General features: G+C 44.8%; 35 protein-coding genes. 33 read left to right on the forward strand and 2 right to left on the reverse strand.

Features of this window, described 5'->3' with window-relative positions; translation table 11 throughout:
* Position 1 precedes the first annotated feature (1 nt).
* The 30 genes from rplP to AC0YN6_RS27150 all read left to right on the forward strand — a co-directional run bounded on the left by rplP (position 2) and on the right by AC0YN6_RS27150 (position 17,230).
* Positions 2-436, forward strand: coding sequence for a 50S ribosomal protein L16 (gene rplP / locus AC0YN6_RS27005; protein WP_028609647.1), 435 nt, complete (start codon positions 2-4; stop codon positions 434-436).
* Positions 426-626 carry a 50S ribosomal protein L29 gene (gene rpmC, locus AC0YN6_RS27010; RefSeq protein ID WP_053373905.1) on the forward strand — a complete coding sequence of 67 codons (201 nt, stop codon included), beginning with the start codon at positions 426-428 and terminating at the stop codon, positions 624-626. The genes rplP and rpmC overlap by 11 nt, the downstream gene beginning before the upstream one ends.
* 51 nt (positions 627-677) lie before the next feature.
* Positions 678-941: a 30S ribosomal protein S17 gene (gene rpsQ, locus AC0YN6_RS27015; protein WP_053373906.1), complete on the forward strand. Its 264-nt coding sequence runs from the start codon at positions 678-680 to the stop codon at positions 939-941.
* A 48-nt stretch (positions 942-989) separates the two neighbouring features.
* The gene (gene rplN / locus AC0YN6_RS27020; RefSeq protein WP_102715333.1) at positions 990-1,358 is read left to right on the forward strand and encodes a 50S ribosomal protein L14; all 369 of its coding nucleotides are present in this window, start codon (positions 990-992) and stop codon (positions 1,356-1,358) included.
* A 46-nt stretch (positions 1,359-1,404) separates the two neighbouring features.
* On the forward strand, positions 1,405-1,758 hold the full coding sequence (gene rplX / locus AC0YN6_RS27025; protein ID WP_076271424.1) for a 50S ribosomal protein L24: 354 nt from the start codon (positions 1,405-1,407) through the stop codon (positions 1,756-1,758).
* A 31-nt stretch (positions 1,759-1,789) separates the two neighbouring features.
* Positions 1,790-2,332 carry a 50S ribosomal protein L5 gene (gene rplE, locus AC0YN6_RS27030; RefSeq protein WP_053373908.1) on the forward strand — a complete coding sequence of 181 codons (543 nt, stop codon included), beginning with the start codon at positions 1,790-1,792 and terminating at the stop codon, positions 2,330-2,332.
* A gap of 26 nt (positions 2,333-2,358) precedes the next feature.
* The gene (locus AC0YN6_RS27035; RefSeq protein ID WP_054025317.1) at positions 2,359-2,544 is read left to right on the forward strand and encodes a type Z 30S ribosomal protein S14; all 186 of its coding nucleotides are present in this window, start codon (positions 2,359-2,361) and stop codon (positions 2,542-2,544) included.
* Between the two features lie 30 nt (positions 2,545-2,574).
* A complete protein-coding gene (gene rpsH / locus AC0YN6_RS27040) occupies positions 2,575-2,973 on the forward strand; it encodes a 30S ribosomal protein S8 (RefSeq protein WP_053373909.1) in 399 nt (132 codons plus the stop codon).
* 31 nt (positions 2,974-3,004) lie between these two features.
* Positions 3,005-3,547: a 50S ribosomal protein L6 gene (rplF, locus tag AC0YN6_RS27045; RefSeq protein WP_475750908.1), complete on the forward strand. Its 543-nt coding sequence runs from the start codon at positions 3,005-3,007 to the stop codon at positions 3,545-3,547.
* A gap of 60 nt (positions 3,548-3,607) precedes the next feature.
* Positions 3,608-3,976: a 50S ribosomal protein L18 gene (rplR, locus tag AC0YN6_RS27050; RefSeq protein ID WP_475750909.1), complete on the forward strand. Its 369-nt coding sequence runs from the start codon at positions 3,608-3,610 to the stop codon at positions 3,974-3,976.
* Between the two features lie 30 nt (positions 3,977-4,006).
* A complete protein-coding gene (gene rpsE, locus AC0YN6_RS27055; RefSeq protein ID WP_054025314.1) occupies positions 4,007-4,504 on the forward strand; it encodes a 30S ribosomal protein S5 in 498 nt (165 codons plus the stop codon).
* 13 nt (positions 4,505-4,517) lie between these two features.
* The gene (gene rpmD, locus AC0YN6_RS27060; RefSeq protein WP_076338888.1) at positions 4,518-4,697 is read left to right on the forward strand and encodes a 50S ribosomal protein L30; all 180 of its coding nucleotides are present in this window, start codon (positions 4,518-4,520) and stop codon (positions 4,695-4,697) included.
* Positions 4,698-4,742: 45 nt separating this feature from the next.
* Entirely contained in the window at positions 4,743-5,183 is a 441-nt protein-coding gene (gene rplO / locus AC0YN6_RS27065) for a 50S ribosomal protein L15 (RefSeq protein ID WP_475750911.1), read from the forward strand.
* The gene (gene secY, locus AC0YN6_RS27070; protein WP_475750913.1) at positions 5,184-6,485 is read left to right on the forward strand and encodes a preprotein translocase subunit SecY; all 1,302 of its coding nucleotides are present in this window, start codon (positions 5,184-5,186) and stop codon (positions 6,483-6,485) included. It begins immediately after the preceding gene.
* Positions 6,486-6,576: 91 nt separating this feature from the next.
* A complete protein-coding gene (locus AC0YN6_RS27075) occupies positions 6,577-7,227 on the forward strand; it encodes an adenylate kinase (protein ID WP_475750915.1) in 651 nt (216 codons plus the stop codon).
* Entirely contained in the window at positions 7,227-7,985 is a 759-nt protein-coding gene (map, locus tag AC0YN6_RS27080; RefSeq protein WP_475750917.1) for a type I methionyl aminopeptidase, read from the forward strand. Before AC0YN6_RS27075 ends, map begins: the two co-directional genes overlap by 1 nt.
* Positions 7,986-7,993: 8 nt before the next feature.
* Positions 7,994-8,275: a hypothetical protein gene (locus AC0YN6_RS27085; RefSeq protein WP_475750944.1), complete on the forward strand. Its 282-nt coding sequence runs from the start codon at positions 7,994-7,996 to the stop codon at positions 8,273-8,275.
* A gap of 3 nt (positions 8,276-8,278) precedes the next feature.
* Entirely contained in the window at positions 8,279-8,494 is a 216-nt protein-coding gene (gene infA, locus AC0YN6_RS27090) for a translation initiation factor IF-1 (protein ID WP_053373919.1), read from the forward strand.
* Positions 8,495-8,538: 44 nt separating this feature from the next.
* Positions 8,539-8,652, forward strand: a complete 114-nt coding sequence (gene rpmJ, locus AC0YN6_RS27095) for a 50S ribosomal protein L36 (protein ID WP_003333770.1) — start codon at positions 8,539-8,541, stop codon at positions 8,650-8,652.
* A 19-nt stretch (positions 8,653-8,671) separates the two neighbouring features.
* Positions 8,672-9,040 carry a 30S ribosomal protein S13 gene (rpsM, locus tag AC0YN6_RS27100; RefSeq protein ID WP_475750919.1) on the forward strand — a complete coding sequence of 123 codons (369 nt, stop codon included), beginning with the start codon at positions 8,672-8,674 and terminating at the stop codon, positions 9,038-9,040.
* 19 nt (positions 9,041-9,059) lie between these two features.
* Positions 9,060-9,455, forward strand: coding sequence for a 30S ribosomal protein S11 (gene rpsK, locus AC0YN6_RS27105; RefSeq protein WP_054025307.1), 396 nt, complete (start codon positions 9,060-9,062; stop codon positions 9,453-9,455).
* 126 nt (positions 9,456-9,581) lie between these two features.
* Positions 9,582-10,526 (forward strand): DNA-directed RNA polymerase subunit alpha, encoded by a 945-nt coding sequence (locus tag AC0YN6_RS27110; RefSeq protein ID WP_475750921.1) that lies wholly within the window; start codon positions 9,582-9,584, stop codon positions 10,524-10,526.
* Positions 10,527-10,570: 44 nt separating this feature from the next.
* Complete coding sequence (gene rplQ, locus AC0YN6_RS27115; RefSeq protein WP_475750923.1) at positions 10,571-10,936, forward strand: 50S ribosomal protein L17; 366 nt, start codon at positions 10,571-10,573, stop codon at positions 10,934-10,936.
* A gap of 352 nt (positions 10,937-11,288) precedes the next feature.
* Positions 11,289-12,041 (forward strand): tRNA pseudouridine(38-40) synthase TruA, encoded by a 753-nt coding sequence (gene truA, locus AC0YN6_RS27120; RefSeq protein WP_475750924.1) that lies wholly within the window; start codon positions 11,289-11,291, stop codon positions 12,039-12,041.
* Between the two features lie 182 nt (positions 12,042-12,223).
* Positions 12,224-12,661: a 50S ribosomal protein L13 gene (gene rplM, locus AC0YN6_RS27125; RefSeq protein ID WP_054025304.1), complete on the forward strand. Its 438-nt coding sequence runs from the start codon at positions 12,224-12,226 to the stop codon at positions 12,659-12,661.
* 20 nt (positions 12,662-12,681) lie between these two features.
* The gene (rpsI, locus tag AC0YN6_RS27130) at positions 12,682-13,074 is read left to right on the forward strand and encodes a 30S ribosomal protein S9 (RefSeq protein ID WP_054025303.1); all 393 of its coding nucleotides are present in this window, start codon (positions 12,682-12,684) and stop codon (positions 13,072-13,074) included.
* Between the two features lie 176 nt (positions 13,075-13,250).
* Positions 13,251-13,946: a phosphoadenylyl-sulfate reductase gene (locus AC0YN6_RS27135; RefSeq protein ID WP_475750927.1), complete on the forward strand. Its 696-nt coding sequence runs from the start codon at positions 13,251-13,253 to the stop codon at positions 13,944-13,946.
* 25 nt (positions 13,947-13,971) lie between these two features.
* On the forward strand, positions 13,972-15,138 hold the full coding sequence (gene sat, locus AC0YN6_RS27140) for a sulfate adenylyltransferase (RefSeq protein WP_475750929.1): 1,167 nt from the start codon (positions 13,972-13,974) through the stop codon (positions 15,136-15,138).
* Between the two features lie 132 nt (positions 15,139-15,270).
* Positions 15,271-16,059 carry an N-acetylmuramoyl-L-alanine amidase CwlD gene (cwlD, locus tag AC0YN6_RS27145; RefSeq protein ID WP_475750931.1) on the forward strand — a complete coding sequence of 263 codons (789 nt, stop codon included), beginning with the start codon at positions 15,271-15,273 and terminating at the stop codon, positions 16,057-16,059.
* Positions 16,060-16,171: 112 nt separating this feature from the next.
* Entirely contained in the window at positions 16,172-17,230 is a 1,059-nt protein-coding gene (locus AC0YN6_RS27150) for an Mrp/NBP35 family ATP-binding protein (protein WP_475750932.1), read from the forward strand.
* 137 nt (positions 17,231-17,367) lie between these two features.
* On the opposite strand, the gene gerD is transcribed toward AC0YN6_RS27150, so the two are convergent.
* Positions 17,368-18,063 carry a spore germination lipoprotein GerD gene (gerD, locus tag AC0YN6_RS27155; protein WP_475750934.1) on the reverse strand — a complete coding sequence of 232 codons (696 nt, stop codon included), beginning with the start codon at positions 18,061-18,063 and terminating at the stop codon, positions 17,368-17,370.
* A gap of 230 nt (positions 18,064-18,293) precedes the next feature.
* Between gerD and AC0YN6_RS27160 the strand changes: the two genes are divergently transcribed.
* The gene (locus AC0YN6_RS27160; protein WP_475750936.1) at positions 18,294-18,917 is read left to right on the forward strand and encodes a KinB-signaling pathway activation protein; all 624 of its coding nucleotides are present in this window, start codon (positions 18,294-18,296) and stop codon (positions 18,915-18,917) included.
* 4 nt (positions 18,918-18,921) lie between these two features.
* Here the strand turns inward: AC0YN6_RS27160 and pdaB are convergent, their stop codons facing one another.
* Positions 18,922-19,728: a polysaccharide deacetylase family sporulation protein PdaB gene (gene pdaB, locus AC0YN6_RS27165; protein WP_475750938.1), complete on the reverse strand. Its 807-nt coding sequence runs from the start codon at positions 19,726-19,728 to the stop codon at positions 18,922-18,924.
* A 179-nt stretch (positions 19,729-19,907) separates the two neighbouring features.
* Here pdaB and AC0YN6_RS27170 point away from each other — a divergent pair, with 179 nt between their 5' ends.
* Both AC0YN6_RS27170 and AC0YN6_RS27175 read left to right on the forward strand, forming a co-directional pair.
* Positions 19,908-20,534 carry a stage II sporulation protein M gene (locus tag AC0YN6_RS27170; protein ID WP_475750940.1) on the forward strand — a complete coding sequence of 209 codons (627 nt, stop codon included), beginning with the start codon at positions 19,908-19,910 and terminating at the stop codon, positions 20,532-20,534.
* A 127-nt stretch (positions 20,535-20,661) separates the two neighbouring features.
* Positions 20,662-20,883: a hypothetical protein gene (locus AC0YN6_RS27175; protein WP_053373934.1), complete on the forward strand. Its 222-nt coding sequence runs from the start codon at positions 20,662-20,664 to the stop codon at positions 20,881-20,883.
* Positions 20,884-21,049 lie beyond the last annotated feature (166 nt).

Below are 21,049 nucleotides of genomic sequence, written 5' to 3' on the forward strand. Positions count from 1 at the left end.
CATGTTGGTACCTAAACGTGTCAAACACCGCAAACAACAACGCGGTCATATGAAGGGTCGCGCTAAAGGCGGCACTACAGTAGCATTCGGTGAATTTGGTCTTCAAGCTCTAGAACCATCATGGATCACAAACCGTCAGATTGAAGCGGCTCGTATCGCTATGACTCGCTACATCAAACGTGGCGGTAAAGTTTGGATCAAAATTTTCCCTGCAAAACCTATTACTCAAAAGCCTCTTGAAGTGCGTATGGGTAGTGGTAAAGGTAACGTTGAGAAATGGGTAGCCGTAGTTAAACCAGGTAAAATCCTGTTTGAACTTGCTGGTGTATCCGAAGAAACCGCTCGTGAAGCGATGCGTCTTGCGGCTCATAAATTGCCAATCAAGACTAAATTCGTGAAGCGTGAAGAAGTGGGTGGTGAAGCAAATGAAAGCTAGTGAATTTAGAAACCTAACCTCTGCTGAGCTTGAACAACAGGTCGCTGGTTTTAAAGAAGAGCTTTTCAATCTTCGTTTCCAACTGGCTACTGGCCAATTGGATAACCCGACTCGGATCCGTGATGTGCGTAAAGGAATCGCTCGTGCTAAAACGATTTTGCGTGAAAGAGAACTCGGAATTAGCAGCTAGTATATCCCTTACATGATTGCATAAATCACGGCTGAAGGAAGGAGGAAGAACATGAGCGAACGCAATGCCCGCAAAGTGTTAATTGGCAAAGTGGTAAGCGACAAGATGGACAAAACAATCGTAGTTGCTATTGAAACATATAAAAAACACGATTTGTACCATAAACGCATTAAAGTTACGAAAAAATTTAAGGCGCACGATGAAAATAACCAAGCGAAAATTGGCGACATCGTGAAAATCATGGAGACTCGTCCGCTATCGAAAGACAAACGCTTCAGACTTGTAGAAGTTGTTGAAGTTGCTGTTATTATCTAATGAGCGTATGCAGTATCTGAGCATTTTTCGAAAGGAGGACGTTGAAAAATGATTCAACCATTTTCGCGCTTAGCGGTTGCTGACAACTCTGGCGCAAAACAATTGATGTGTATCCGTGTACTTGGTGGAACGGGACGTCGCGTTGCTCACATCGGCGATTTGATCGTTTGCTCAGTAAAACAAGCAACACCAGGCGGCGTTGTCAAAAAGGGTGACGTTGTTAAAGCGGTTATCGTTCGTACAAAGCGTTCGGTTCGTCGTAAAGACGGTTCGTATATCGCATTTGACGAAAACGCAGCTGTTATCGTTAAAGAAGATAAAAGCCCACGTGGCACACGTATCTTTGGACCAGTTGCCCGTGAACTTCGTGATAAAGATTTCATGAAAATCGTATCTCTAGCTCCAGAAGTAATCTAAGAACCTATATAAGCTTGAAAGCACAAGCGTGCAGGAGGTGTAACTCATGCCAAGGCTGAAAAAAGTACTCGAATCCCATAACAACAAATTGCACGTGAAAAAAGATGATACGGTTATCGTAATTACCGGTAAAGACAAAGGTAAGAAGGGCCGCGTTATCGCTGCGTACCCGCGTGAAAATCGCGTACTCGTAGAAGGTGTTAACACTGTTAAGAAACATACTCGTCCATCGCAAGCTAATCCACAGGGCGGTATTATCGAACAAGAAGCGCCAATTCACGTATCAAACGTTATGCATATTGATCCGAAGAGCGGTAAAGTAACACGTATCGGATACAAAGTGCTCGACAACGGCAAGAAAGTTCGGATCGCGAAACGTTCCGGAGAAGTAATCGACTAATCGTTACGGTAGGAAAGGAGGTCCATGATCAATGGCAGCAAGATTGAAAGGTCGTTTCTTAAACGAAATAACTCCTGCTCTTATGCAGAAGTTCAACTATACGTCTGTTATGCAAGTGCCGAAAATTGAGAAGGTAGTTATCAACATGGGGGTAGGCGAAGCGGTTTCCAATTCGAAAATCCTTGATGTAGCTGTTGAAGAACTACGTATCATTTCTGGTCAAAAACCAGTCGTTACTCGTGCGAAGAAGTCTATTGCAGGCTTTAAACTTCGTGAGAACATGCCAATCGGGGTTAAAGTTACATTGCGCGGCGAGCGTATGTACCATTTCCTTGATAAACTGTTCAACATCTCTTTACCGCGTGTGCGTGACTTCCGCGGTGTATCTAACAAAGCTTTTGACGGCCGCGGTAACTATACGCTTGGTTTGAAAGAGCAATTGATATTCCCAGAGATCGAGTACGATAAAGTCGATAAAGTGCGCGGTATGGACATCGTCATCGTCACGACGGCAAAAACGGACGAAGAATCTCGTGAATTGCTGACCCAAATGGGCATGCCGTTCACGAAGTAATCCACTTTTAGGAGGTGTAATACCCAGTGGCAAAAACTTCGATGAAAGTGAAGCAACAACGCACACCGAAATTTAAAGTGCGCGCGTATACGCGCTGTGAGCGTTGCGGCCGTCCGCATTCTGTTTTGCAAAAGTTTAAAGTTTGCCGGATTTGTTTCCGTGAGTTAGCACATAAGGGCCAGATTCCTGGCGTTAAAAAAGCAAGCTGGTAATCAGCCTAGTTTGGGAAGGAGGTTAACACAATGGTTATGTCTGATCCGGTTGCAGATATGTTGACGCGTATTCGTAACGCGAATGTCGTTCGTCACGAGACCGTGGAAATGCCCGCTTCGAAAATGAAGAAGCAAATCGCTGAGATTTTGAAGCGCGAGGGTTTTATCCGCGACGCTGAATATATCGAAGACAACAAACAAGGGATTATCCGTATTTTCTTGAAATACGGCCCTAACCAAGAACGCGTTATTACAGGTTTGAAACGTATTTCAAAACCAGGCCTTCGCGTTTATACACAATCAACTGAAATCCCTCGTGTACTCGGTGGACTTGGAATTGCTATCATTTCCACTTCCAAAGGGATTATGACTGATAAAGAAGCTCGTCAAGTTAAATCTGGCGGCGAAGTAGTTTGCTACGTTTGGTAAGTAACAAGTCACAAAGATAGGAGGTGTAACAATGTCCCGTATTGGTCGCAAACCAATCCAAGTGCCTAACGGCGTAACAATTAGCTTGGACAACACAGTTATTACTGTAAAAGGACCGAAAGGCTCACTTTCCCGTGAAGTTCACAAAGATATGGTTGTGAATGTAACTGAAACTGAAATCCTAGTAGAACGTCCTTCCGATAATAAATTGCATCGCTCGTTGCACGGAACAACTCGCAGCATCATCGCTAACATGGTGAGCGGCGTTACTGAAGGCTTCTCCAAAAACTTGGAGCTAGTTGGCGTAGGTTACCGTGCAAGCAAAACTGGAGACAAAATCACACTTAACGTTGGTTACTCTCACCCAGTTGAGATCACTCCAGAGGGCGGCATCGAGTTCGACGTTCCTGCGAACACTAAGATTACTGTTCGTGGTATCGATAAAGAGCTAGTTGGCGCAACTGCAGCGAAAATTCGTTCCGTACGTGAACCAGAACCGTATAAAGGTAAAGGTATCAAGTATGAAGGCGAACGCATCATCCGCAAAGAAGGTAAAGCTGGTAAGAAAAAATAAGCAAACGTATCGTTTGCTTAAGATAGCGTCTTAAGGCATAAAGAAAGGAGTGAACTTTGTATGATTACGAAAGGCGACAAAAACAAGGCTCGTCTAAAAAGACACCTTCGTGTTCGTAAAAAAATTAACGGTACAGCTGCACGTCCGCGTCTATCTGTATTCCGTTCCTCCAAGCATATGTATGCACAATTAATCGACGATGTTACTGGAGTAACTATCGTTTCAGCATCCACACAGGATAAAGATTTGACTGAAGCAATCGGCAACGGTGGTAACATCGATGCTGCTAGCAAAGTTGGAGAATTGATTGCGAAACGCGCTCAAGCTAAGGGTGTAACCCAAGTAGTATTTGACCGCGGCGGTTACTTGTATCACGGCAGAATTCAGGCTCTTGCTACAGCAGCTCGCGAAGCTGGCCTAGAATTCTAATCGACTTTATTTATAAGGAGGTTAAACGACTTGCGTGTAGATCCAAATACGTTAGAACTGACTGAAAAAGTTGTTAATATCAATCGCGTATCTAAAGTTGTAAAAGGCGGACGCCGTTTCAGCTTTAGTGCACTTGTAGTAGTCGGCGACGGTAAAGGCTACGTTGGCGCAGGGATCGGTAAAGCAGGCGAAGTACCTGATGCAATCCGCAAAGGTATTGAAGATGCTAAGAAAAACCTGATCCATGTACCAATCGTTGGTACTACTATCCCCCATCTTGTACTAGGACATTTCGGTGCAGGTGAAGTTCTTTTGAAGCCTGCTTCAGAAGGTACTGGCGTTATCGCTGGCGGCCCGGTTCGTGCAGTTCTTGAACTTGCTGGCGTCGGCGACATCTTGACGAAATCGCTAGGTTCTTCGAACTCCATGAATATGGTTAATGCAACGCTTGAAGGTCTTTCCCGTCTTAAACGCGTGGAAGAAGTTGCAAAGCTTCGTGGAAAAACAGTCGAAGAATTGCTACGCTAAGGAGGGAAATAAGATGGCAAAATTGCAAATCACCCTCGTTCGCAGTTTAATCGGTCGCAACGAGAAACAACGTGCAACGGTTGAGTCTTTCGGTCTTAAGAAGATTCGTCAAGCAGTTGTTTTGAACGATAGCCCAGCTGTCCGCGGCATGGTTAACACTGTTAGTCACTTGGTAAAAGTAGAAGAAGTATAAGAATAGATGTAGGTTCCAAGAAATAAATAAGGAGGTGCACGAACGATGAAATTGCATGAGCTAGCACCAGCACCGGGCTCAACCCAAGCGCCTAAGCGTAAGGGTCGCGGTATCGGATCCGGCAACGGTAAAACTGCCGGTAAAGGTCACAAAGGTCAAAACGCTCGTTCCGGCGGCGGCGTTCGTCCTGGTTTCGAGGGCGGACAAAATCCTTTGTATCGTCGAGTGCCTAAGCGCGGATTTAACAATCCGTTCCGCAAAGAGTACGCGATTGTCAACATTGAAGAACTTAATGCTTTTGCAGCAGGTACTGAAATCACACCAGAAGTTCTCATCGAGACAGGGATCGTTAAGAACCCACTCGCAGGAATCAAAATTTTGGGTAATGGTGAAGTTAGCGTTACACTTACTGTTAAAGCAAACAAGTTCTCTCAATCTGCGGTAGAGAAAATCCAGGCTGCCGGCGGTAAAACCGAGGTGATCTAATTGTTCAAGACCGTGTCCAATATTTGGAAAGTGGCGGATCTTCGTACAAGGATCCTCTTCACCCTTTTCATCCTATTAATATACCGCATCGGTGCCTTTATTCCGGTACCCGGTGTAAACAAAGATGTGTTTAAGCAGGTTGATACAGCCGGTGCGGAATTGTTCGGCTTGCTTAACACGTTTTCCGGCGGTGCTTTGTTCCAATTCTCAATCTTCGCAATCGGAATTACACCTTACATTACAGCGTCGATTATCGTACAGCTGTTATCGATGGACGTTATTCCTAAATTCGCAGAGTGGGCAAAGGAAGGCGAGAACGGTAAACGTCAACTCGCACAAATCACTCGTTATGGTACGATTGTTCTTGGTTTGATCCAAGGTTTCGCAACAGCGATCGGCTTTAACCGTCAATACGGTTATGAAATGATTGTTGGCGCAACATTCGTTGATTACTTGCTTATTGCTATTATCTTGACAGCAGGTACTGCTTTCTTGATGTGGCTGGGTGAGCAAATTACGGAAAAAGGAATCGGAAATGGTATTTCCATTCTTATCTTTGCAGCAATTGCAGCTGGTATTCCGGGACACATTCGTACGATCTATGAAGATCAGTTCGTAGGTGCCCAAGACCAATTGTTCTTGAACATCGTCAAAATGGTACTGATTGTGATCGCGATTATCGCTATCATCGTTGGTGTTATATTCGTACAACAAGGTATTCGTAAAATTCCTGTTCAATACGCAAAACGCGTTGTTGGACGGAAAATGTACGGCGGACAATCGACGCACATTCCGATGAAAGTGAACGGCGCAGGCGTTATTCCGGTCATTTTCGCGGTTTCACTTATCATGTTCCCGGTTACGATTGCTCAGTTTTGGTCCACTCAGGGTTGGGCAGACTGGATCATTAAAAATATGAGCTATGACCAACCGCTGGGTATGGTATTGTACGTATTGTTAATCATCGGGTTTACCTTCTTCTACACTTTCGTACAAATTAATCCGGTTCAAATGGCCGATCAAATGAAGAAAAATGGCGGATATATTCCAGGTATTCGTCCAGGAAAGCCAACTTCGTCTTACCTAACACGCGTTATGTCGCGTATTACGTTGACAGGTGCAATTTTCTTGGCGGTTATCTCTATAATTCCGGTATTCTTCGGGACACTTGCTGGATTACCTAAGTCAGTGCAGCTAGGTGGTACTTCATTACTAATCGTTATCGGTGTTGCACTTGATACGATGAAGCAAATCGAGAGCCAGTTGATCAAACGCCATTACAAAGGGTTTATCAATAAATAACAATAGGTTCTGACCGGGCTTCCGCGTTCGTCAACAGGCGCTCTGCGGCTGCCCGCCCGAGCCTATTGTGCTTAAAGCGAGGAACTCAGCAATGAACATTTTATTCATGGGCCCTCCGGGCGCCGGTAAAGGTACACAAGCTGAACGGATCGTAGAAGAGTTCGGTATTCCCCATCTTTCAACTGGTGATGCATTTCGCCTCGCTATGAAACAAGGAACCGCACTTGGAATCAAAGCGAAAGAGTATGTCGATCAAGGCTTGCTCGTTCCCGATGAGATCACGAACGGTATTGTAAAGGAAAGACTTGAACAAGCCGATTGCAAAAATGGATTCTTGCTCGACGGGTTTCCTCGCACACTGCAGCAAGCAGAAGCACTTGATGTTATGCTTGCGGAGCTCGGACGCAGTATTGACCATGTTGTTAATTTAAAGGTTGATCGCAGCTTGCTGCTTGCTCGCTTGACGGGCAGACGCATATCGAAAACGACTGGTACGACTTATCATGTAATCTTTAATCCACCTAAGGTTGCAGGTATCTGCGACAAAGACGGCGGAGAATTGTATCAACGTTCTGATGATACAGAGGAAAAGGTCGGAACGCGTTTGGATGAGTATACATCCAAAACCGCACCTCTACTCGATTACTACAGTGCTAAAGGTCTCCTTCGCGAAGTCGACGGCGAGAAGGACATTGATGTTGTAACATCTGACATCGTATCCTGCTTGCGAGGTTCATTGTAATGATTATATGCAAATCCGATTCGGAGCTGCGATATATGAGAGAAGCTGGACGCATTGTTGCGGAAACGCATCGATTGATGGCGGAGGCTGTGAAACCAGGCATCACTACTCGTGAGCTTGACCAAATCGCTGAAACGTTCATTAAGAGTCAAAATGCAATCCCTTCTTTCAAAGGTTACAATGGTTTCCCTTCCAGCATTTGTGCTTCTGTGAATGACGAGCTGGTGCACGGCTTCCCTGGGTCACGCAAGTTGAACGAAGGCGATATAATTAGTATCGATATCGGAGCGCAATTTGAGGGCTATCACGGAGATTCAGCTTGGACCTATGCGGTTGGAGCTGTGACCCCTGAAGTTCAAAAGCTGCTAGAGGTGACGGAAGCATCGCTTTATGCGGGGCTTGCGCTCATCAAACCGGATATTAGACTATATACAATTTCGCATGCTATTCAAAAGGTAATTGAAGATGCAGGATTCTCCGTAGTACGGGAATACGTAGGGCACGGAATCGGCGCGGACCTCCATGAGGAACCACAAATACCGAACTACGGTTTACCGGATCGCGGACCTCGTCTGAAGACCGGAATGGTGCTTGCAATCGAACCAATGGTTAATATCGGTGAACGATATGTCCGGACGCTCGAAGACAATTGGACGGTTGTAACGGAAGACGGCTCATGGTGTGCTCACTTCGAGCATACAGTAGCTGTTACAGAGGACGGCTTTGAAATATTGACCATTTTGCCGAAGCAGCCATAACTATGACGATGGAAGCTCGTCCCCAGATTGGTCAGTTCGTCAAAGTTCTTCGCGGTAAAGATGAGGAAAGCTATGCTGTTATCATAGCAATCGTTGATGAGCGATTCGTCATGATTGCCGATGGCCATAAGCGCCGATTCGATGGGCCGAAGAAAAAGAACGTTCTACATCTCGAGTTACAGTCTGCAATAAGTTCAGAGGTTTCAAGCAGTATGCAAGAAACCGGCAGGGTGACAAACGCAAAGTTACGTTATGCAATACAGAAGTATGTAAATGCGAAAGGAGAATGACGGTTGGCTAAGGAAGACATCATTGAAGTCGAAGGTACGGTTATAGAGCCGTTGCCGAATGCCACGTTCAAGGTGGAGCTGGAGAACGGTCATCAAATTCTCGCACATGTTTCCGGTAAGCTCAGAATGCACTTTATTCGCATCCTGACAGGAGACAAGGTGGTTATACAGTTATCGCCTTATGATTTATCAAAAGGGCGCATCACCTATCGTAAATAAGTCCAATTAGGGGCTTGTTACGAAAGATTCGGGAGGTAATCACAATGAAGGTTAGACCTTCGGTAAAGCCGATCTGCGAAAAATGCAAAGTCATTCGTCGCAAAGGCAACGTTATGGTGATTTGTGAAAATCCGAAACACAAACAAAAACAAGGATAGAAGGAGGGGAATATAGCCTATGGCACGTATAGCTGGTGTAGACTTGCCGCGTGATAAACGCGTCGAAATCGCCCTGACATACATTTTCGGTATCGGCAAAACAACGTCGCAAAAACTTTTGAATACAGCTGAAGTTAGCTTCGACACTCGTGTTCGTGACTTGACAGAAGACGAACTTGCTCGCCTTCGCGAAGCAATTGATAAATCTGTTAAAGTAGAAGGCGACTTGCGTCGTGAAATTTCACTTAACATTAAACGTCTGACTGAAATCGGATGCTACCGTGGACTTCGTCACCGTCGCGGCTTGCCTGTTCGCGGTCAACGTACGAAAACAAATGCACGTACGCGTAAAGGTCCTCGTCGGACTGTAGCTAACAAGAAGAAATAAGAAGGGAGGATAATGGACAATGGCTAAACCAAAAAAAGTCGTTCGTACGAAACGTCGCGACCGGAAAAACATTGAGACTGGCGTTGCGCACATTCGCTCAACGTTCAACAATACGATCGTTACGATCACGGATCCTCACGGCAATGCAATTTCATGGGCAAGCTCTGGTAACATGGGCTTCAGAGGCTCACGTAAGAGCACGCCTTTCGCAGCTCAAATGGCTGCTGAAACTGCTGCGAAAGCAGCGATGGAGCATGGCATGAGAACTGTCGAAGTGATGGTAAAAGGTCCAGGCGCCGGCCGTGAAGCTGCGATTCGTTCGCTTCAAGCTGCTGGATTGGAAGTTAACCTCATTAAAGACGTAACACCAGTTCCTCATAACGGATGCCGTCCTCCGAAACGTCGTCGCGTATAGTTGGATCTGATGTGGTATCAAATATCAACAACTTGTGAATAATGGTTGTGAAGGTTTGGCATACTACAAGGTTTGACTTAAAATAACGTAAGCTAACGGAGCGACGTTTGAAGGAGGGTACTATTAGTGATTGAGATCGAAAAGCCGAAAATCGAAACCGTAGAACTGAATGATGAAGGAACTTACGGACGTTTCGTCGTCGAACCGCTTGAACGCGGATATGGAACGACGCTTGGAAATTCGCTTCGCCGAATTTTGTTGTCGTCGTTGCCGGGTGCAGCAGTAACCTCGGTTCAAATCGATGGAGTGCTTCACGAGTTCTCTACGGTTCCCGGAGTGATTGAGGATGTTACCGAAATCATTCTGAACCTGAAGGGCCTCTCGTTGAAAATCCACTCCGATGAAGAAAAGGTGTTGGAAATCGACGCGGATGGCGAAGGGAATATTACAGCGGGCGACATTCGAGCAGACAGCGATGTCGAGATTTTAAGCCCTGATCTTCACATCGCAACCTTGGCCTCCGGCGCGCGGCTCCATATGCGGGTATTTGCTAATCGGGGACGCGGTTACGTGCAAGCGGATCGCAACAAGAAAGAAGAACAACCGATTGGGGTAATTCCCGTTGATTCGATTTACACGCCAATTACTCGTGTAAATTATAGCGTTGAAAATACACGTGTTGGTCAAGTAACTAACTACGACAAGCTAACACTTGAAGTATGGACTGACGGTAGTATTCGACCGGAAGAGGCTGTAAGCCTCGGCGCTAAAATTTTGACCGAGCATTTGGACTTGTTCGTTGGATTGACCGATGAAGCCAAAGACGCTGAAATTATGGTTGAGAAAGAAGAAGATAAGAAAGAGAAAGTTCTAGAGATGACGATCGAGGAACTTGATCTTTCCGTCCGTTCTTACAACTGCTTGAAGCGCGCTGGTATCAATACTGTTCAAGAGCTTATCACGAAATCCGAAGAGGACATGATGAAAGTTCGTAACCTCGGACGTAAATCCCTTGAGGAAGTTCAAGAAAAGCTTGAAGAGCTCGGTTTGGGCCTTCGCATGGAAGAGTAGTAACCAACTAGTTAAGACAAAAGAGCAAGGGAGGGGAAAACAAGATGGCATATCAAAAATTAGGACGTGACGCTAGTGCACGGAAAGCTTTGTTCCGTGACCTCGTTACTGACTTGTTCCTTTATGAGCGTATTCAAACGACTGAAGCAAAAGCGAAAGAAGTTCGTTCTATCGCTGAGAAGTTGATCACTAAAGCTAAGCAAGGTGATCTTCATGCTCGTCGTCAAGTAGCTGCTTATGTTCGTCGCGAATCCGTTGATGGACAACAAGACGCTATTCAAAAGCTGTTCTCCGATCTAGCACCTCGTTACTCGGAGCGCGCAGGCGGATACACGCGTATTCTAAAACTAGGACCCCGTCGCGGCGATGCTGCGCCTATGGTTTACCTGGAATTGGTTGACCGCGCGTAGTAAACCTAATACACAAAATGTATAAGCTTGTCCACAGCGTTAAACCTTGTCCAAGCTTTATACGCGAGCGGTAAACGGCTTGTGCCTGCTAAAAGTGGGGGATAAGCACGCTAACGCAATAAAATATAAGAAAGTATAAGGTTTACCCTATACTTCTTATATTTTAATGAAAAGGGTGGACCCTTGCGGCCACCTTTTTTTATTTGGTAATTTAGGTTTGTTATTCATGTCAGGGGCGGTAGATGAACTTGTGTGACACCTGATAGGTGTCCATATTGCTTAGCATCTCAGGGTTCCCATTCAAGGGGATTTAGGAAGCTTAGGTATCCCTTTAGTTAAAGGGGGGGATAGGTTGAGAAATATATGCGTAAAGGTTAGCTATGACGGAACAGGCTTCAACGGTTTTCAATCGCAGCCATACGGCAGAACGGTTCAGGGTGAAATAGAGAAGGCCATAAAAAAGCTGACAGGCGAAACGATCATTATTATCGGATCGGGGCGTACAGATGCGGGAGTGCATGCGCGGGGACAAATATTCAACTTCTATACGGAATCTACGATTCCTACAGAGAGGTGGGCAATTGCGCTTAACACGCGATTACCGAAGGATATCGTCATTATTGAAGCATTCGATGTGCCGGAGCATTTTCATTCTCGAAGATCCGCTAAGCGCAAAACGTATCGCTATACGATTGATACTGGGAAGTTTCCTGATGTATTTGGCCGACAGTATCGATTTCATCATCCGACGCCGCTTGATGTGAATGCGATGCGCGAGGGGCTCAGCTGCCTAGTAGGCCAGCATGACTTTACTTCGTTTACATCCATACATTCAACCAAGCCTCATCATATACGTACAATTTATGAAGCAGAGTTTGTGCAGGAAGGTCCGATCGTACATATGTACGTGACAGGCAATGGTTTCTTGTACAATATGGTTCGAGTCATTATGGGAACTTTACTATGGGTTGGCGAAGGGAAGATCGCTTCGTCTGAGATAAAAAGCATCCTAGAGGGGCGAGATCGTTCGCTTGCTGGTCCTACGGCAATGCCGCATGGATTGATGCTAATAGATGTTGAATATTCCAGCGAAAAACAGGGATAAACCACTATAAATTACTTGCACTTACTTATATTTTATAGTAGAATATAACTTGTGCTTTCGAAGTGGCTAACCCACAGCCCCGACTGAGATTGTCACAAACTTGGCGAATTACAATGAATAAACAAACCAACGATTACGTTGTTATAAAAACGATTAATGTATGAAATTAAGGAGGATCATCCATGCGTACCACTTATATGGCTAAATCAACTGAAGTTGATCGTAAATGGTTCGTCGTCGATGCGGAAGGCAAAACGCTAGGCCGCTTGGCGAGTGAAGTTGCTGCCCTGATCCGCGGCAAACACAAACCGACATTTACACCTCATGTTGATACAGGCGATTTCGTTGTTGTTATCAACGCTGAAAAAATTCATCTGACAGGTAAGAAAATGTCAGATAAAATTTACTACAGTCACTCCATGTATTCCGGCGGATTGAAATCCACACCGGCACAAGAGATGATTAAAAACAAGCCAGAGCGCGTTATTGAACTGGCTGTACACGGTATGTTGCCTAAGAACCGTCTTGGTAACAAAATGAAGCTTAAACTTAAAGTATACGCAGGTGCGGAACATCCACATCAAGCACAAAACCCTGAAGTTTACGAACTTCGCGGGTAATAAAGAGGAGGACAAGTTTCATGGCTCAAGTGCAATACTATGGAACCGGTCGTCGTAAACACTCTGTTGCACGTGTACGTCTTGTGCCGGGTGAAGGACGAATCATTATTAACAAACGCGACCTTAATGAATATTTCGGTCTAGAAACACTGAAGCTGATCGTAAAACAACCGCTTAACCTTACTGATACATTGTCAAACTACGATGTACTAGTAATTGCTAACGGCGGCGGTATGTCCGGTCAAGCAGGCGCTATCCGTCACGGTATTTCACGTGCTCTGCTTAAAGCAGATCCAGAATTCCGTCCGGCTCTAAAACGTGCTGGCTTCCTAACTCGTGATCCGCGTATGAAAGAACGTAAAAAATACGGTCTTAAAGCGGCTCGTCGCGCTCCACAATTCTCGAAACGTTAATATTATACGTCAAAATGCCTTCTCTGCTTGTCAGAGAGGGCATTTTTTTGTGCTTTCTGTTAATGCTAAAAACTTTATTTCATTTTGGTGTAAACTTATATTGAACATTGAGCATTTTGGACGTATAATTTAAATACAGACTAATTTACTAGGAATTAAAAACGGAGGGCATACAAATGAACCTTTTTGAAAAAGAAGCGCTTATCAAGCAAAAGGAAGTAGAGCTCGAAACCGCAACCCCAGAAGAAATTATTGCGTTTGCAGTAGAAACATTCCCAAATATTACATTCGCATGCAGTTTTGGAGCTGAGGATGTTGTACTTGTTGATATGCTGCAAAAAGTAAGTCCCAAAACGGATATTTTCTATTTAGATACGGATTATCATTTTCAGGAAACGTATGAGACGCGTGATTTGATGGCTAAACGTTACCCTGGTATTCCTTTCGTAGAAGTAAAGCCTGAAATTACACCTGAGGAGCAAGCAGCTCAGTTTGGCGAAGAGCTTTGGAAATCCGATCCGAACGGATGCTGCAACATTCGTAAGGTTAAACCTTTGACTAACATTCTCTCAAAATACGATGCTTGGATTACAGGAATTCGCCGCGATCAAGCACCGACTCGTGCAAATTCCAAAAAAATTGAGTACGATACCAAATTTGGACTCGTTAAATTTAATCCAATCGCACACTGGACATCTGAGGATGTTTGGAATTATATCCGTGAGAACGATGTAATTTATAATCCATTGCATGATCAAAACTACCCGAGCATCGGCTGTGAGCAATGCACACGTAAAGTAATGCCAGGTGAAGATCCACGCGCTGGTCGCTGGTCAGGTTCAGAAAAAACAGAATGCGGATTGCATAAATAAGCAACCTAGGGAGGATATACTACAAATGAGTCAAATACTACCGCATGGCGGCGTACTGATTAATCGTGTCGCTTCGAGCGAGCAACGTGAAGCATTACTAGCTGAAGCAAATACATTAAAATCTATCGTAATTAACACATGGGCCATTTCTGACCTTGATCTAATCGCTGTTGGCGCATTTTCCCCATTGACGGGCTTCATGAACGAAGCAGATTATCAATCGGTTGTGAAAGATATGCGCCTTGCGAACGGTACAGTTTGGAGCATTCCAATTACACTTGCGGTAGAAGAAGAGAAGGCTACTGCTTTCACAGTAGGCGAACGTGCAGCACTTATCGGCGAAGATGGCGTTATTTATGCAATTATAAACATCGACAGCATTTATACAGTAGATCATAAGGTTGAAGCGGTTAACGTGTTCAAAACAGATGATCTTGAGCATCCAGGTGTTCAAAAGCTGTTCGAACGTTCATCAACAAATGTAGGCGGAGAGATTACGGTATTAAATCGTCCTCAGCCTGAGAAGTTTAATGAGTTTTATTTTGATCCATCGGAAACTCGTCGTTTATTTGCAGAGAAGGGCTGGAAAACCGTTGTAGGTTTCCAAACTCGCAATCCGGTTCACCGTGCTCATGAATATATTCAAAAGACGGCAATGGAAATCGTTGATGCCCTTTTCCTCAATCCGCTAGTTGGCGAAACGAAATCGGATGATGTTCCTGCTAATGTACGTATGAAGAGCTACCTGGCGCTGCTCGAAAACTATTATCCAAAGGATCGTGTATTCCTTGGTGTATTCCCGGCAGCTATGCGTTACGCTGGACCTCGTGAAGCGATTTTCCACGCGCTTGTTCGTAAAAACTATGGCTGCTCTCACTTTATTGTTGGCCGCGATCATGCTGGAGTAGGCGACTACTATGGTACCTATGAAGCACAGGATTTGCTCAAAACGATACCAGCAGAAGATTTGGGTATTACACCGCTTTATTTCGAGCATAGCTTCTTCTGCAAAGCATGCGGCAACATGGCAACATCCAAAACATGCCCGCATGACAAGGAGCATCATTTGACGCTGTCAGGTACGAAGGTTCGCGCGTTGCTGCGCGACGGCGTTTGCCCGCCTCCTGAATTCTCTCGTCCTGAGGTTGCAAAGATTCTAATTGAAGGCATGTTGGAGCAGCCAGTAGGCTAATTCAAGTAATATCGTAAATCTTTGTCTCATAATCGACCATCTCGTCCCATATAAATGATAGTGTGCATTTGGCGTGAGTTAGAGCTATTGGATGCCGCGTATTCATTTGATGGAGAACGGGGTGGTTTTTTTATGCGCCGAATTGATCGGCATGTTGTTATCTGGTTGACGTATAAAGGCGCAGCTCGAATTAGTATAGGGCTGTTGGTTATTGCGTTGATAGGCATACTTCTTACACAATCGATGCCTTCCAAAAAAGCATGGTCCTATTGGACGCTGCCCTTATCCGGTAAGACGATAGCCATTGATGCTGGGCATGGGGGGGCAGACGGCGGTGCAGTCAGTAAGCAGGGCATTATCGAGAAGGATTTGAATTTGGCGATTGCGCTTTATTTGCGTGATTATTTGCAGCAGGCCGGGGCAATCGTTGTAATGACTAGAGAAGGAGATTATGATCTTGCTACAGGGGATTCAAGAGCCTATAGCAAGCGGAAGACAGAGGATCTGAAGAAGCGTGTAGCTGTTATTAAAAATAGCAATCCTGCCGTAGTAATAAGTATTCATATGAATAGTATTCCATCGGATAAATGGTCAGGGGCACAAACTTTTTTTAATCCTAATACGCACCCGGAAAATCGTATTCTAGCTACCTTCATTCAAGATGAGATCAAACGTAATTTGGAAAATACAACAAGAATAGCAGCAACGGTAAAGGATGTATATCTATTAAAGTCCATCGAGAACATTCCGACAGCACTGGTTGAGGTTGGTTTCTTATCCAATCCAGGTGAATCTCAGCGGCTCGCAGATACGGAATATCAAAGATCGGTAGCCGCATCCATTTATGAGGGAGTGCTGAGGTTTGCTGCAGGTGAAAAGCTGAGCGGCAGTGTACTGCAGGATGAGGTGACAACAAAGTAGACGGTCTGCAGCTAAATTGCTTCAAGACGTCAGCGTATGACTTGGCTCAAGGACTTACTGTGTTATACTAACTATTATATAGTTCTAATTATATAAAGGTGGGACACATCCTATGTTGACACGAGAGCAAGTTATAGAGGCCGTCGAAATTGTGACGGCACAACAAAACGCGGATGGAATTACCGTCCGCGACGTAATGGTTCGGGACCGTCAAGTTTCGATGACGGTCCTTGGGTATGGCGCGGCAATGGAGCCCGCGCTTGAAGCCTCGCTACGCGAGGCGCTGGCGCGCCTAGGCGCCGAAACGGTGCACTTCCGGTTTCGGGCAGAGGCAGCGCCAGCCGGTGCTGGCAAAACTAGCGGCACCGCGCCCGTTCAGGGCCACGGTGCCGGCCTAGCTAATCCGCTGCTGGACCCTAGCAGCGGCGTGAAGTTCATCGCCGTCGCCAGCGGCAAGGGCGGCGTCGGCAAATCAACTGTGACCGTTAATTTAGCGGTCGCACTAGCCCGCAGAGGCAAACGTGTCGGCATCATCGATGCTGACATTTACGGCTTTAGCGTGCCTGATATGATGGGCATCGAGGAACGCCCTGACGTTGTGAGTGAACGGGTAATTCCGATCGAGAAGTTTGGTGTTAAAGTGATGTCGATGGGCTTCTTCGTAGAAGACAACAGCCCAATCGTCTGGCGCGGACCGATGCTGGGCAAAATGCTGCGCAATTTCTTCCAAGAAATTGAGTGGGGCGAACTTGATTACCTGCTCTTAGATCTTCCGCCTGGTACGGGAGACGTTGCACTTGATGTTCATCAGATTATTCCGCAAAGCAAAGAAATTATCGTCACTACACCACATGCTACAGCTGCATTCGTAGCAGCAAGAGCTGGAGCCATGGCAATTAAGACGGAACATGAAATTATCGGAATCGTCGAGAATATGTCTTATTTCGAATCCAAGGCAACCGGCGAGAGAGAATATGTATTTGGTCGGGGAGGCGGCGCACGCCTCGCAGAAACGCTGCATGCGGACCTGCTCGCGCAAATTCCGTTAGGCGCTCCGGACAATCATGTGTCAGAGCCCGATTTTGCACCATCCGTATACAAAGAAGACAGCGAAACAGGTAAGCTGTACCTCGATCTTGCGGATAGCGTATTAGCGAAATGCGGCAATTAATCCGATAACATCAACAAAAGCCCGAACAATTGTCCACAGAAATCAAGCGTACACTGCTTGGCGGGACAAACTGTTCGGGCTTTTTTTCATCAATAATATGAAGTAGGCACTAACAAGCTCCAGTATATCCTTTACTGCTACATACCCGAACTGCTTTCTTCCTCACCTGATCCAGAGTCATCGCCGCCTCCGCCTCCGCCTTCTTCATCGGATTTCTGTGCATCTCCTCCTTCTTCTTTTTTCTTCTCATCTGGACTTGGCTTAAGCTCTTCTTGAACAGCCTTTTTCATGAGATCAAGCACTTCAAGTCGAAATATCGGATTTTGCATCGCGTCCTGCATAAGAGACATGACTTCCTTGCGATACTGCGGACTCTGCAGTACTTCAAGTATCATCTTGTCCATCTCTGGATTTTTAAGCACTTTGATTAAATCCGTTTGATAAGAGGGATCCTTGATCAGTTCCTTATGGATTTCTTTATTTTGCTTATTAACGGATTTCGCAAATTCCCCAGCGAAACGAGGATCAGCCATCAATTTTTTGATGACCTTATCATACTGTGGAGAAATAAGGACGTCCTTAACCGCCAGACGAACCTCCTCCTGATCCTGCACGGACAGCAGCTTAGAAGTTTGACCATTATAGCCTGAAATTTTCTGAGTCGACTCCTGCAGCGCTTTCTGTGCATCCTCCGTCTTGAGGATATCAATAACCATCGTCTTTAAATCTTTGTAGCTGACCTGCTCCTTACCTCCAGAGGAATCAGATCCACAGCCTGATAATACAAATATCATTGCTGTGATTATCGATATTAAAGCAAAGTTTTTACGCATGATTTGTATGCTCCCTTCTATGACAGTGCTTCTGGATTCCATGAGAATAAACAAATCGTTCTAAAGATGATGGATTGTAGTCTTATTATGTACAAAGTTCACCGTATTATCATGGAGAATCTTTAGCTTTTTGTTGTGAACGTGGTAAAATAAAGGGTGTTGTACCAAAAAAGAAATATTGTTTTTGGTTGGGCAGCCAGCCGACATAAACATTCAGGAGGATAATGAACGTGAATTTAAAAAAGTGGTTCTTTTTATTTTGGAGCGGCATGGTAGTAGGGGGACTTGCTTGTGTGATTACCGGGGGGATTATGTCTTGGGTGGATCCAGAGTTTGGTTTCTTAGGCTTTAAGGCTGTTGGCTTTAATGCATTAATGATGGCCTTGGTTGGTTTAATGATTGGCGCCTTTAGCCAAATGGGCTTTTTCGCTTATTTAACTTTAAACTACATAGCTCTTAGTGTATTTGGCAAAAAATATTTATGGAATGCTTTGCAAGGCTACACGACGATATTCGCAGCGGTTGGACTCGGATATTTGTTGTACGAGCAGCGCTTGAACAACTGGTTTTTCTGGACGCTGCCGCTTATCCTGCTTGCTCTTTCTGTATTGGTATCATGGTTTAAAGTTAAGCAAACGAACAAAACAGCTTTTGTACCGACAATGTTTCTAATGTTCTTCGTTACATTTATTGAATCTTGGCCAGCTCTGCAAGGGGAAACCAACGTTTCCGCTATTGTATTTATGATGGTTCCTTTATTCGTTTGTAATGCGTACCAAATTATGATGATGCATCGCTTGGTCAAAAAACAAACAACCGACTCCGCAGCGATTGCAGCAAAGCCGGTCGTATAGCTCATCATTCAATTTCAGCAGCATTAAGCTCAGGGAACACAGAGGATGTCTTATCCTGTACAGCCTTGCCATCTACTTCGGTTTGTGTGATGAGGTCGGTTACCGTCACAAAGTCATAACCCTGCTCACGAAGCTGATCTATAACGATCGGCAGCGCCTCATGAGTTTGTTTTACGGAATCGCTCGCGTGAAATAGAATGATGTCGCCTGGGTGAGCGCGCGTAACGACTCGTTTGACAATTTTGTCCGTGCCGATGTTCATCCAGTCGAGTGAATCCGTATCCCATTGAATAACCTTATATTGAAGTTCTTCAGCAATACGCAGTACCCGCTTGTCAAAATCACCATTAGGAAGTCGGATCAATTTCGGTTGTTTTCCCGTTACGTCAGATAGGATGGTATGTGCAGTCGTAATTTGCTTGCGAATTTCCTCATCGCTTAGCTTGCTGTAATTATCATGCTTGTGACCATGACTGCCGATCTCGTATCCGGCTTCTTGAATTTTACGAACGATTTCAGGGTGAGACTGACTCCATGGTGAAGACAAGAAGAAGGTAGCTTGACTAATGTTTTTCTCTTTCAGTACATTAAGAATGGGTTCCGTGCGTTTATCGCCCCAGCTAATGTCAAAGGTAAGAGCTACGACCTTTTTGTCAGTGGGTACACTGTAGATTGCAGCTGGCTGCTGCGGAGCAAACACGGTGATGTTGTCACGCTCGGCATAAATGATACCGATGGAAAAAACAACAGCGATAGAAATTAAGAAATACCTTTTCAACTTTCGGCCATTCAGAACATAAAAAACGTTCATAGGGAAGGGCACTCCTCTCTAATGGAAGCTTGTACTTCACTTATCTTTATTGCGAAACGAGTATTTGCCTTTTGCCTCGCTTGGAAGGCTTCCGTCGTTTACGCTTGTAGTACAATCTATGCTCGTACAACTGAGATATTCATCCAACTTGCGAACTTACAAGATGCGGAGGGGAATAAATGTTTAAATGGCGTTTAATTTGGGAGCATTTTAAGCAAATGAGCCCTTATATTGCTTTTGGATCAATATTGTTTTTAGCAGGGATGGTTATTGGAGGTACGAATCCCGCATTCAGAGCATTTCTGGATGAACAGCTGCAGGGACTAGGACAGGTTGTCCAAATGATTGATGAATCGAAAAATCCAACATTAACGATGATGATCTTCATATTTTTGAATAACGCAATAAAATCGATATTGGTCATGTACTTAGGGGCATTGTTCGGAGTGCTGCCATTTTTCTTCTTAGTCGTAAATGGGATGATGATTGGATATTTGTTGAAAACAACAGCAGAGCTGCACGGCGGCGCATATGTAATGGAACTAATAGTGAAGGGGTTGCTGCCGCACGGTATATTGGAGATTCCAGCTATTATCATTGCATGCGCATATGGTTTGCGTTTTGGAGTTCTTGTTCTAAAGGCCGGCGGATCGCTTGTCTTCGCCAGATCAAAGTCAGCAAGCACAGGCAGTGAGCTCGAGAGGTTCGTTGTTCGTACAGTTCCAGTCATGGTTATTTTGACAGTAACACTACTTATTGCATCCGTTATTGAGAGTACAATTACATTATGGTTGTTATCGATGTAATAATTTTTCCAATATTTGAGCATAACAGTAAAGCAGTGTCAAAACGCATTTGCGTGAGACGTTGCTTTTTTGTTCGTTAAAGGACGATCTAGTTGCGCTTTACAACTAAAGGAGGTCACTCACGGCTATGCTCGGAATACTATTCAACGATAAAGAATGTAAAGAACTCGACTACGTCCTTCGTAAAGAGCTGGATGAAATGCTGCTTGACCTGAATGATTCTCGCTTAGATGGTGATATTAAACAAGCGATTACAAGAAGATACAAGATCATTTTCCGTATGTATGCTCGTATTGCTTCCCCGAAAGAGCTATCGCGTTATGCTTTAAATGCGCGGTCTTATCGATAAAATCAGGTTTTTAAAAGTTTTTTTAAAAAAGGGGTTGCATTTAATTGGGCCCCTGTGATATATTATTTCTTGTCGCCGCTGAGACAAACGCGGATGACACGAAAGAATGAATTGTTCTTTGAAAACTGAACAACGAGTAATAACTGCCCTTACGATTCAAACGAAT

This window comes from Paenibacillus sp. J22P15 (assembly GCF_056269345.1).